This is a genomic window from Pseudarthrobacter sp. NIBRBAC000502772 (genome assembly GCF_006517235.1).
Lineage (GTDB): Bacteria > Actinomycetota > Actinomycetes > Actinomycetales > Micrococcaceae > Arthrobacter.
On sequence record NZ_CP041188.1, the window covers coordinates 871,082 to 883,221 of the forward strand.

At 66.5% G+C, this 12,140-nt stretch carries 6 protein-coding genes; 3 read left to right on the forward strand and 3 right to left on the reverse strand.

Annotated elements, in window-relative coordinates; translation table 11 throughout:
• The first annotated feature begins 229 nt into the window (after positions 1–229).
• Positions 230–2,491, forward strand: a complete 2,262-nt coding sequence (malQ, locus tag NIBR502772_RS04080; protein ID WP_141139187.1) for a 4-alpha-glucanotransferase — start codon at positions 230–232, stop codon at positions 2,489–2,491.
• A gap of 45 nt (positions 2,492–2,536) precedes the next feature.
• On the opposite strand, the gene NIBR502772_RS04085 is transcribed toward malQ, so the two are convergent.
• Positions 2,537–5,362 (reverse strand): FAD-binding and (Fe-S)-binding domain-containing protein, encoded by a 2,826-nt coding sequence (locus NIBR502772_RS04085; protein WP_141139188.1) that lies wholly within the window; start codon positions 5,360–5,362, stop codon positions 2,537–2,539.
• Positions 5,362–7,110 (reverse strand): L-lactate permease, encoded by a 1,749-nt coding sequence (locus NIBR502772_RS04090; RefSeq protein WP_141139189.1) that lies wholly within the window; start codon positions 7,108–7,110, stop codon positions 5,362–5,364. Before NIBR502772_RS04090 ends, NIBR502772_RS04085 begins: the two co-directional genes overlap by 1 nt.
• Before the next feature lie 142 nt (positions 7,111–7,252).
• On the opposite strand from NIBR502772_RS04090, the gene NIBR502772_RS04095 reads away from it, so the two are divergent.
• Positions 7,253–7,945, forward strand: coding sequence for a GntR family transcriptional regulator (locus NIBR502772_RS04095; RefSeq protein WP_141139190.1), 693 nt, complete (start codon positions 7,253–7,255; stop codon positions 7,943–7,945).
• A 4-nt stretch (positions 7,946–7,949) separates the two neighbouring features.
• Here NIBR502772_RS04095 and NIBR502772_RS04100 read toward each other — a convergent pair whose 3' ends face one another.
• On the reverse strand, positions 7,950–11,012 hold the full coding sequence (locus tag NIBR502772_RS04100; protein WP_246848691.1) for an alpha-amylase family glycosyl hydrolase: 3,063 nt from the start codon (positions 11,010–11,012) through the stop codon (positions 7,950–7,952).
• A gap of 256 nt (positions 11,013–11,268) precedes the next feature.
• Here NIBR502772_RS04100 and NIBR502772_RS04105 point away from each other — a divergent pair, with 256 nt between their 5' ends.
• Positions 11,269–12,096 (forward strand): putative protein N(5)-glutamine methyltransferase, encoded by an 828-nt coding sequence (locus tag NIBR502772_RS04105; RefSeq protein ID WP_141139191.1) that lies wholly within the window; start codon positions 11,269–11,271, stop codon positions 12,094–12,096.
• Positions 12,097–12,140 lie beyond the last annotated feature (44 nt).

Here is a 12,140-nt window from a genome sequence, read left to right on the forward strand (position 1 = left end):
CCTTCATCGCGCGTGCCTAGAAATAGACAACGTTGTCAGTGACTGGAACGGTAGGGGATGTCCACAAGACAAGTCAACGGTTCGAAGCGGTCACGTGCCGATGGTGAAGCGGACCGGCGGCGGCCCCTGCAATAATCGGAACCAACGTGTGTCCGGGGCGCAGCGAAGCCCCGGCGTGCAAAGCAGCAATGTAAGTTCGGGCCCATCACACCAGACGAGGCGGACATCCATGAAGGCTCCAGACCAGCAGCACGCTCAAACTTTCGGAACGCCGGTACCGGCCGATGGTGATGCGGGCGGTCATGAGCCCGTGGACCAGCACCTTCTCCAGCGTTTGGCGGACGCACATGGCGTAGGCACCTCGTTCCACGGCTGGGACGGGCTTCCGCACAGCGTCGCCCCGGAGACGCTGACCAAGGTCCTCGCCGCGCTGGGCGTCCCCGCCCACACGAACCAGCTGATCGAGATTGCCCTGGCCGAGGCGGAAGTGGCGCCGTGGCGGCGGATGCTGCCGCCCGCCGTCGTGGTCCAGCAGGGCCAAACCGCACTGGTTCCCGTCCACGTCCGGGACGGTTCGACAGCGCGTCTGACAGTTGTGCTGGAGGCCGGTACGGGCGGGCCCGTGGACGCTGTCCAGCAGGACGTCTGGGTGGCGCCCCAGGACGTGGATGGCGTGGCCACCGGCAGGGCCACCTTCGCCGTGCCGGCGGGGTTGCCGCTGGGTTGGCACACGCTGCAGGCAGAGTCCGACGGCGTCACAGCCGAGGGCACGCTGGTGGTGGTTCCGGCGCGGCTCACCACAGCCGATTCCCTGGCGGAGCGTCGGGGATGGGGCCTGGCCACGCAGCTCTACTCCGTGCGGTCCAAACGTTCCTGGGGGATCGGCGACTTCGCCGACCTCGCGGATCTGGCCACGCTCAGCGGCGCCCGTGGTGCGGACTACGTGCTGGTCAACCCGCTGCACGCCGCTGAACCCGTGCCGCCGGTCCAGCCGTCGCCCTACTCGCCGTCCACGCGGCGCTTCTTCAACCCGCTGTACATCCGGGTGGAGGCCATCCCGGAAATCGCCTACCTGAAGCCGCGTAAGCGCGCGGCGCTGGACAGCTTGCAGGAGCAGGTCCAGGCCCTGAACAAGGACGGCGAACGGCTGGACCGGAACGCCGCATACGCCGCCAAGCTCCAGGCCCTGGAACTTCTCTATCACGCCCGGCGCTCGCCGGCGCGGCAGGCAGCGTTCGACGAATTCTGCCGGATCTCCGGCACCGGGCTGGATGATTTCGCGCTGTGGTCCGCCATCCGGGAAGACCTGGCACCGGACCATCCGGTCTGGACGGACCCGGACTGCGCGCTGGGTTCCCCTGAGGCGGAGTCACTGCGCGGGAAGCTTGCGGACAGGATCGGGTTCCACCGCTGGCTGCAGTGGATCTGTGACGAACAGCTTGAGAACGCGCAGCAGGCGGCGCGCCGGGCGGGGATGCGGTTGGGCGTGGTGCACGATCTTGCCGTGGGCGTGGACCTCAGCAGCGCCGACGCCTGGACCCTCCGCGATGTCCTGGCGCCCGGGATCAGCGTGGGGGCACCGCCGGACATGTACAACCAGCTGGGCCAGGACTGGAACCAGCCGCCGTGGCATCCCACCCGCCTGGCGGAGGCAGGCTACGCACCGTTCCGGAACATGCTCTCCACCGTGCTCCGGCATGCCGGCGGCATCCGGGTGGACCACGTGCTGGGCCTGTTCCGCCTCTGGTGGGTGCCGGCCGGCAATTCCCCGCGCGATGGCGCCTATGTCACGTACGACCACGAAGCACTGATCGGTATCCTGGCGCTGGAGGCCCAGCGTGCCGGCGCCGTTGTGATCGGCGAGGACCTGGGAACCTTCGAGCCGTGGGTGCGCGACTACCTCGCTGACCGCGGCATTCTGGGCACCTCCATCCTCTGGTTCGAGAACGACGGCGATTCACCCCTGCCGCCGGAGCTGTACCGCACGCAGGCACTCGCCAGCGTCAACACCCACGACCTGCCGCCCACCGCCGGCTACCTGGCGGGCGACCATGTGGCGCTTCGCAGCAGGCTGGGCCTTCTGGAACGCCCCGAGGCGGAAGAGCGGGCGGAGCACACGGCCACGCTCGAAAAGATGATGGGGCTGCTGCGGGAACGCGGCCTGCTGCCTGACAGTGGCGCCTCCGCCGACGGGAGCCACGGTGGTGCTGGCGGCAACGGTCCCGACGGCGGCGGCAGCGAGGAACGCACCATAGAGGCGCTGCACCGCCTGCTGGCCCAGACGCCGTCGGTCCTGCTTGGGGTGGCGCTGGTGGATGCCGTGGGGGAGCGGCGGGTGCAGAACCAGCCCGGCACCACCGAGGCGCTGTACCCGAACTGGCAGGTCCCGCTCGGCGGTCCGGACGGTAAGCCGGTGTTTATCGACGACCTTCCCGGAAACACGCGGTTCAACACATTGCTGGGTGCCGTCTCGGAGGCGCTCCGCGGCTGACCGATGCCGCAGCTGACCTCGACCGGTAAGCCGCATTGCCGTGGGTCAGCGGGTAACCTCCTCCAGGAGTTCCAGCACGTGGCGGTACTGCGCGCCGGTTGCCCGCGTCATGCCCAGTTCGCAGGTCCGGTTGCAGGAGGCGTGCGCCGCAGCGCTCATGTCCGCCACTTCCGCGGCCTGCTTTGCGGTAGCTGATGCCGTCAGCTCCGGGTGCAGCATGCCGCGGTCCCCGGCGAATGCGCAGCAGCCCCAGTTTTCCGGGACCTCCACGCGATCGGCGACGGCGCCGGCCACGGCACCGAGGGCATCGTTGAGCCCCATCCGGGTGGAGGAGCAGGTGGGGTGCAGGGCCAACGACTCCAGCTTCCGGTGGTCGGGCAGTCCGGGAAGGATCCGGTCCGCAACGAAATCCACGGCGTCCACCATGCGCAGTGGACGCTGCCTTGCTGCCGGCGTGTCCGATTCGACGGCCTGTCGCAGGCCCTCGGTGCAGGAGGACGCGTCGCAAACGATGGGCAGCTCGCCGTCCCGGGTGGCCGCCCGGAGCGCTGCGAGGGTCTTCTCCCGCATCGTTTCCTTGCCGGCGACCATGCCTTTGGAAGACCAGGGGGTGCCGCAGCAGAGGCCGTCGATCCCTTCCGGGACAAGGAGCAGGAGCCCTGCCCTGGCACAAAGCTGTTCGAAGCTGTACTGGACGCCTTTCCCGGGGCTGTCCTGGGCCGTACCCGCGGGCCCGAACATCGTCCCCACGCACGCAGGAAAGTAGACAGCATCCACTTCGCCCGCCGGAGTCGGACGCTTCCGCACCGGACCGCCGCCCGGCATTTCGGCCGAATACAGCGGGACTGTGTCTGCCCCAAGGACTGCCCGCGCGGCCTTGTTTGGCGGGGCGATGGCGGTGGCCGGGAGTCTGTTGACCACTGTCAGGGCCAGCGAAGCACCCCGGGTGACGCCCTCCCAGTGCTTGGCGGCGGCATTCCACACGCCGTTGGCGAGCGGGCCGGCGTCGGCCTTCCGCAGCTTTTTGACGAGCGATCCGGTGTTGATGTCCACCGGGCAGGCCGTCTGGCACATCCCGTCCACGGCGCACGTATCCACAGACTCGTACTCGTAGTCCTTTTCCAGTTCCTTGACCAGCGCCGTGTTCCCGGCGAGCCGCGCGGATTCGATGGCGCGTAGCGTGACGATCCGCTGCCGCGGCGTCAGGGTGATGTCCTTGCTGGGGCACACCGGCTCGCAGTAGCCGCAGGAGACGCACCGGTCCACCTCCTCGGCGACCGGCGGCGCGGTCTTAATGTGCCGCAGGTGCGCCAGGGGGTCTTCGTCCATAAGCACGCCCGGGTTGAGCATCCCGGCAGGGTCGAACAGCCGCTTGATGCTGCGCATGACGTCATAGAGCTCATCGCCGTATTGCCTGCGGACGTAGGGTGCCATGACGCGCCCTGTCCCGTGCTCGGCCTTCAGCGATCCGCCCCCGGCCAGGACCAGGTCCACCATGTCTTCGGTGAAGGCGCTGTAACGGTCCAGTTCTGCGGCGGTGGCGAAGCCGTCGGTGAGCATGAAGTGGACATTGCCGTCTTTGGCGTGGCCGAAGATCACGCTGTTGCCGTAGCTGTACTTGTCGAAAAGCCCGATCAGTTCCCGGCACGTGCGGCCCAGCACCGGGACAGGGACCACAATGTCTTCCAGCAGCGCGGTGGTGCCCTGGGGGCGCGCACCGGCGACGGAGGCGTAGAGGCCCTTGCGCAACTGCCAGAGCTGGCCGCGTTCGCGGGAATCGCCGGTGAACCGGGCCGGAGCGGACAGTCCGAAGCCCTGGAGGATGCCCTTGCCGTTGACCTGGAGCTCTGCCAGATGTCCGGCGCTGCCGGCGGAGTACTCCACAAGGAGTGCTGCATGCTCCCGGACCGTCAGGTCCTGCACGACGGCGGGAGTTCCCTTGAGCGTCTGGCCCACCTTGAGCGACAAGGCATCCATCAGCTCAATGGTGGCGGCTCCTGTCTCGACGAGGGCGGGCAGCGCCGCGTTGGCGGCCTCAAGGTCCGGGAACACCAGCAAGCCCGCGGCGGCGTGCTGGAGCCGCGGGACGGTGCGAAAAACCGCCTCCGCCACGAAACCCAGGGTGCCTTCGCTGCCGACGATCAGGTGGGCCATGATGTCGACCGGGCTCGTGAAGTCCAGCAGGGAGTTCAGGCCGTAGCCCATGGTGTTCTTCATGGAAAACTGCTGCCGGATCCGGTCGACGGAGTCGGGGTTGTTCCGGACGCGCTCCGCCAACCGGGCCAGGCCTGCATAGAGTTCCGGCTCGAGGGCGCGGAGTTTCCGGTCGGCGTCCGATGCACCGGTGTCGATCACGGTGCCGGAGGGCAGCACCACCGTCAACGACTCCAGGGTGCGGTAGGTGTTATCTACCGTCCCGCAGTTCATGCCGGAGGAGTTGTTCGCCACCACGCCGCCGATCGTGCACGCCGCCTCACTGGCCGGGTCGGGGCCGAATTTCCGGCCGTAGCGGGCGAGCCTCGCGTTGAGGGCCCTGACCGTGACGCCGGGCTGGACGCGGACCCGCGCGCCGTCGTCGAGCACCTCGATGTCCCGGAAGTTGCGGCGCACGTCCACCAGCACGCCGTCGGTGACCGCCTGGCCGCTGAGGCTGGTCCCGCCGGACCGGAACGTCAGCGGCACACCCTGGGCGGCGCTGGCGCGCAACAGTCCGCCTACTTCCGCAGCATTCCCGGCTGTGACCACAGCTTGCGGGATCAGCAGGAAATGCGATGCATCATGGGCGTTCGCGTGCAGGTCGATCGCCCGGGTCTTCACCTGGGCAGGATCCTTTACCGCCGCCCGCAGGCCAGCCAAGTCCAGGGGTGTCATCAGGGGACCATCCAGCCCAGGACGGGGGTGGATTGCAGGAAGATCAGCACGGTGATGAGCGCCAGCAGGCCGAGGCTCCAGCCGAGGAGCTTCCGGAACAGGGTCCCCTCGGCACCGTCAAGGCCCACCGCCGCCGAGGCTACGGCCAGGTTCTGCAGCGACAGCATCTTCCCCATCACCCCGGCGGAGGAGTTGGAGGCGGCCATCAGCACTGGAGACAGGCCGGTCTGTTCCGCTGCGGTGGCCTGCATCTGGCCGAACAAGGAGTTGGAGGATGTGTCGGAGCCGGTGAGTGCCACACCAATCCAGCCGATCAATGGCGAGAGGACGGCGAAGAAACCGCCCGCGGAGGCCAGTGCAAAGCCAAGGGTAGTGGTCTGGCCGGAGAGGTTCATCACGAAGGAGAGGCCCAGCACGGCCGTGACGGTCACGACGGTCCAGCGCAGCTGTACCAGGGTCTCCCGGTAGACGCGCAGGCCCCGTGATGCGGTGATTTTGTACAGCAGCATGGTGAGCAGGCCAGAGAACAGCAGCAGCGTGCCGGTCGCCTTGAGGTGGTCGAGTTTGAACTTGGTGGCTGCGATAGGTTTGCCGGCCGAGTCGGTGATGTCCAGGCCCGGCCACGCGAACGTGACGCTGCCAACCTGGCTCAGCCAGGCCTTGACGAACGGAATCTGAGCCACCGAGAACACCGCGATGATGATCAGGTAAGGGGCGATCGCCATCCAGATCTGCCGCGGCTCGGGCCGCGAGTTATCGGTGGGTACCGCACTGTCAGTTGGTACAGAACTGTCAGCTGGTACAGCGCTGCCAGTTCGTAGGGCACTGCCGGTGCGGGCTTCTGCGCGGGCACCGACGTTTGCGCGGGCGCTGACGGGGGCTGCCTCGGCTGCTTCCGGTGCGGCCTGAACGGCTCCTCCCATTCCGACGGTTTCTTTCGGCTGCCACACCTTCAGCATCAGGAGCACGGCGGCCACTGTTACCACGGCGGCCACAACGTCAGTGAGTTCCACGGCGAAGTAGTTGGAGGTGACAAACTGCGCCGCACCGAAGGTGACGCCTGCCACGAGGGCTATGGGCCAGGTCTGCTTCACTCCGCGCCGGCCGTCGACGATGAACACCAGCAGCAGCGGAACGATCAGGGCGATGAACGGAGTCTGGCGTCCGGCCATCGAGGAGAGCTCGTTCAGCGGCAGGCCGGTAACGCCGTTCAGGGCGATGATCGGCGCGGCCATCGCGCCGAAGGCTACCGGGGCCGTGTTGGCCAGCAGCGAGACAATGGCTGACTTCAGCGGCTTCATTCCGGCAGCCATCAGCATGGCGGCGGAGATGGCCACGGGCGCGCCGAAACCGGCCAGGGATTCCAGCAGGGCGCCGAAGCAGAAAGCGATCAGGATGGACAAGATCCTGAGGTCGTTCGAGATGGAACGGATGGTGCGTCCCAGCACTTCAAACCAAGGCGTGGCCACGGTGAGGCGGTAGATCCACAGCGCATTCACCAGGATCCACAGGATGGGGAACAGGCCGTAGAAGATGCCGGCCACGGTGGCGCTAAGGGCCTGGGCAACCGGCATCTGCCAGCCAACGATGGCAAGCACGAGGGACAGGGCGAGGCTCGCCAGGGCTGCCTTGGGTGCCTTGACCTTGAAAACGCCCAGCAGAACAAATAGCAGGACGAGGGGAAGCGCCGCGAAAAGGGCGGAAAGCACTAGGGACCCGGCAATGGGGTCGAGGATCTGTTGAAACATGTGTCTCCAGATTGTGTTAGGCGTCACAACACCGTGGCGCCCTACGATTGTCTAACAAGTACACATGTTGGTCAAGTGCATATGTTGACTTGTCTGGCAAGATTGAAGGGAAATGGGTTTTTGGTTCGGAGAGGACGCGCGCATGGTCGGCCGTATTGCAGCAGTTTCCATCGTGGACGCCATCGCTGCGGATCTGCGGAGCCGCGTCTTCTCGGGTGACCTGGGTTCCGGCGAGGCGCTCACTGAGACAGACATCGCCACGTCGTATGAAGTGGCACGCCCCACCGCCAAGGCCTCGATTGAGAAGCTCGTGGCGGAGGGGCTGCTGGACCGGGGCACGCACAAGACCGCCCGTGTTGTTGACCTCGGGCCGGAATCAGTGCGGGACATCTATCTGGCGCGTGCCTATCTGGAAAGCGAAGTACTCCGCCGGCTGGCGCGCACCAAAGACGTGCCGCAAGGGGCGGTCCAGGCCAACCGCGACATCGCGGCATTGAAGTCGGGCGCGCCGCTGGATGTGGTCGAACCGGACATGCGTTTCCATACAAGCCTGATCGACGCAGTGGCCAATGAGCGCATCAGCCGGATGTACCGCTCGCTCGTGGGTGAGGTGCGGCTGTGTATGGTCCGGGTCCAGTCGCTGCACCTCCTGGACACGGAGCTGATACTGGCCGAACACCAGAAGATCCTCGAGCTGATCGAGGGCGGCCAGGGCGAGGCCGCCGCCGAACTGCTGGACGAACACCTAGGGCGCGCGCGTGAACGGCTCGTCGCCGCTATGGGGGGAACTGCTGGCCCGGAGGCTGAGTATCCGTCAGGGTTGCTGCCGGAGTAGCCGGCTAGCCCGCCGTGAGCACGTGGGTGGTGTGGTCGTACCGGAAGGTGACCGGGCCGCCGTCGTGCGTGTAGGAGATGTTCCCGCCAGTCGCCGAGCCGCCGGCCCCGTAGCTTTCCTTCCAGTCGCGGTTCAGCGCGGCCTTGAATTCATACGTTCCGGCCGGAAGGGCCGCGACGGACAGCTTCCACACCAGCGTGTCCGGGTCCAGCGTCAGCTGTGCCTGGTCGCAGGCGGGATCCCAGTCGCCGGCGCATCCGAGGAGCGCGTTGAGGGTTCCGGCGACGGCCACGGCCTGCGGCTGCTGTGACGCGTAGACCGCGCTGACGATGTGTGTCCGGTTGTCGTAGCGGAACGTGACCGCGCCGCCGGGATGGTCCAGGGCGATGTTGCTTCCGCCCAGGACTCCATCGGCCCCGTAGCTGACGTCCCAGGTGCCATTGAGTGCAGCCTTGTACTCGTACTGGCCAGGGTCCAGGGTAACCGTCAGCCGCCAGACGTTGTCTGCGGGGTCCAGGACCATGGACGCCTCGGGGCAGGTTTCATCCCAGTTCTTCGGGCAGCCAATCTGCGAGTTGAATGATCCCGCTACGGTCACGGACTCCGGTTGGGGCTCAGCGCCGACGGTGACCGTCCGCGGTTCACTGACCACGGTGGAACCGGGGCCGGCCATTGTTCCGCGGTACTGGATCCGTTGGCCGTCAGTGAGGCCGGAAACGTCATCTGTAACCGAGTACACCGGCGAGGAATCATCGGAGCCCACGGCCGTCCACTCGCCACCGTCTACGCTGCGTTCGAAGGACACCACGTGGGTGGCCTTTTCCGGATCTGCCGTTGCGCTGAGCTCAACGGCCCCCTTCGCACTGCTTCCTTCCAGCGGCGTCTGCAGAGTCAGGACGGGCGCCGGAACGGCGGCTGCCCGGGGCTGGCTGGTGGCTCGGTGGCCCCCGTTGTCCAGCACGGTGGCGCGGTATTCGAGGGCGGTGCCTGCTTCCAAGGCAGCAACATCGTGGAACACCTGGTACGGCGCGGTGTCATCGGTGCCGATCGGTGCCCAGCCACCGCCCGCCGTCCTGGCCTCAAATGTGACCTCGTAGAACGAAGCACCGCCGACGTCGGCCGTTACGTTGATCCGGCCGTTATCCGCCGGTGCCGCGGCAGGTTCCTGGAGTGCGACGGCGGGAGCCGCCTTGGAGTGCGGAATGCGGCCCGATGACTGGTAGACCACGGCCGACAGCGGCGGGACGGTGACTGTCAGCTTTCCGTCCGCTGAGGTCCTCACCTCGTCTGCTCCCGCACCTGTGCTCCCATAAATACGTGTGTAGCTGCGCTTGCCGATGTAGGTGGGCACGTCGGCCGTCTGCGGCTGTTCGCTGTTGTTCAGGGCTACGACATACTCACGCTGGTCCTCCGCATCGGTGCGGGAGAAGGCGTAGATCCCGGGTCCTTCGGAGGCGTAGCGGTGCTGGTGGGCGCCGTCTCGCAGGGCCGGGTGGTCCTTGGTCAGGGCCGCGAGCTGGCTGATCTTGGCGTACAGCGGGTGGCCGGCGTTGAAGTTGTCGGTGGCGTGCGTGGCATCGGTGCCCAGCAGGTCGTCGTCGAGGTACTCCGGCACCTGGCTGGCGAACAGCGTCTGCCGGGCGTCCTGGTCGCCGCCGGGACCCGTGAAGCCCTGCTCGTCGCCGTAGTAGATCACCGGGTTGCCGCGGGAGAAATACATCAGCTCGTGGGCCAGCTGGTCGCGGGCCACCTGCTCCGTGCCGGCTGAACCAGGGTTGTCGGCGGCGATAAAGCTGCCGATGCGGCCCATGTCGTGGTTGCCCAGGAAGGTTGGCAGTTGGTAGACGTTGGAATCGGCGTCGGTGTACCAGTCGTCGCCGGCGAAGAACGTCTCCAGCGAGCGGGTGTCCTGGCTCTTGGACGCGAAGTTCCGGGCGGCCTCCTGGAACGGGAAGTCCAGCACGGCTTGCATCTGGTTGCGGGTGGTGAACTGCGAGGTGAAGGACTTGGTCGTGTCGAAGACTTCGCCAAACATAAAGAACTCGTCCTTGCCCTGCGTCTTGGCGTAGCTGAGCATCTCCGGGCCGAATTCCTGCCAGAACTCGTTGTTGACGTGCTTCATGGTGTCTATCCGGAAGCCGTCCACCCCGAAATCGCCGATCCAGGACTTGTAGATCTCCTCCATACCGTCCACCACTTTGGGGTTCTCGGTGAAGAGGTCATCGAGGCCGAAGAAGTCGCCGTAGTAGGAGTCCTCGCCTACAAAGGTGGTGTCGCCGCGGTTGTGGTACAGCGTGGGATCGTTCAGCCAGGCGGGAACTTTCAGGTTCTCCTCGGCTTTATCCAGAACGGGAACGTAGGGGAAGGACGTCTTGGCATCAAGCTCCGGGAAGTCGTCGGAGCCTGCGAAGTCGCGGTCGTCGAACGCCTCACCCGCCGCGGTCTTATACGGCTCGGCGTCCTTGGAAACGTAGGTCTTGCGGGCGCCCTCTTCGTAGCCGATCACGTCCGCGGTGTGGTTGGTGATGATGTCGAAGTACACCTTCATGCCACGCGAGTGGGCTTCGTCGATGAGGGCCTTCAACTCGTCGTTGGTTCCCAGATGGGGGTCGATCTGGGTGAAGTCGGTGATCCAGTAGCCGTGATAGCCGGCCGAATTGTCCTCGGGCTGCACCGCCTTGTTCTTGAAGCTGGGCGTGAGCCAGATGGACGTGGTGCCGAGGCCCTGGATGTAGTCGATTTTGTCGAGCAGCCCGGCCAGGTCGCCGCCGTTGTAGAAGCCCTTTTTCGTCGGGTTGAAGCCGGACACCATGGGGTCGCTGCCCAGGCCGCCGTCGTCATTGCTCGTGTCCCCGTTGCTGAAGCGGTCGGCCATCACAAAGTAGAAATTCTCGTCCGTCACCGGGGCGCGGAGGGAGTGAAGGGCCGACGGCGACCCCGGGTCCTTCGGGCCAGGCGCCGCGTGCGCCGGGAGGACGGAAGCGGAAGCGACTACGGCTGCGGCGAGCAGCCCCAGCCATGCTGTCAGCGGGTTGTTGAGGCGTTGTCTGCGGGTGCGTGTGTTCACGTCAGGAGACCTTCCTGGTAGCGGCGTTGCTGTACAGGCTGCTGTGGAGTTGCGGGTGGGGCGGCGTCGGTTGGCGGACAGATGTGCGGTTCGCGAAGGCAGTCGAGGAACGATCGCCAGGTGAACCACGGCACACTGTAAGCGCTTGCACTGAATAAATCCAGTCTTTTTAGACAGGCGGCCAGGGGCTACCTTCGCGTACATTCAGAGGCGGGCGACGGCGCTCGGCGCCCATCGGATTGCGGAAGGTGTACCCATGTCAGCCACTGAATTGGATGTTGAGTCCCTTGCTGGGATCGCTGAGCGGCTTCGCTCGGCCGGGTGCGTCTTTGCGGAGGAGGAAGCCGAGCTTCTCCTCGCCGCGGTGTCCGGCCCGGCCGAAATCGCTGCGGCGGTGGAGCGGCGCGCTGCCGGGTACCCGCTGGAGCACATCCTGGGCTGGGCAGAGTTCTGCGGACTCCGGATTGAGCTCGATCCCGGGGTTTTTGTTCCGCGCCGCCGCACCGGGCTCGTGGTGAGTGAGGCCGCAGCCCTGCTCTCGGCGGACCCGAAGCGGAAGCGCCGGGAGAGTCCTGAGCCCGCCGTTGTTGTGGACCTGTGTTGTGGGTCCGGGGCGGTGGGGGCCGCCATCGCCTTCAGGATTCCGGGGCTGGAACTCCATGCGGCGGACATTGACCAGGCCGCGGTGGCCTGCGCCCGCCGGAACATTGGCCGTGTGGGTGGCGAGGTCCACCAGGGCGATCTGTTCGATGCGCTGCCGCGCGCCATCAAGGGACGGATCCGTGTTCTGGCTGTCAACGCCCCCTATGTCCCCACCGACGCCATCGATTCCATGCCGCACGAGGCGCGCGAGCACGAACCGTTGTGGTCGCTCGACGGCGGCGCTGACGGACTCGAATTCCACCGCCGCGTCGCTGCCGAGGCCAACGAATGGCTGCGGCCGGGCGGGTACATCATCATCGAAACCAGCGAGCGGCAGGCCGCAGGGACGGCGTCCACCCTGGAGGGTGAGGGCTTCGCAGTCAGGACTGTCCGCTCGGAAGAACTGGACGGCACCGTTGTAGTCGGACAGGCTGGGCCTTAGTGGAGTTGCTGCCATCCGCGATGCCCAACCGCCTGGTCATCGGG

Bases quoted from the DNA above. Each gene is read 5' to 3' on its own strand.
- malQ (WP_141139187.1), top strand. From the start codon at position 230: ATGAAGGCTCCAGACCAGCAGCACGCTCAAACTTTCGGAACGCCGGTA.
- NIBR502772_RS04085 (WP_141139188.1), bottom strand. From the start codon at position 5,362: ATGACACCCCTGGACTTGGCTGGCCTGCGGGCGGCGGTAAAGGATCCT.
- NIBR502772_RS04090 (WP_141139189.1), bottom strand. From the start codon at position 7,110: ATGTTTCAACAGATCCTCGACCCCATTGCCGGGTCCCTAGTGCTTTCC.
- NIBR502772_RS04095 (WP_141139190.1), top strand. From the start codon at position 7,253: ATGGTCGGCCGTATTGCAGCAGTTTCCATCGTGGACGCCATCGCTGCG.
- NIBR502772_RS04105 (WP_141139191.1), top strand. From the start codon at position 11,269: ATGTCAGCCACTGAATTGGATGTTGAGTCCCTTGCTGGGATCGCTGAG.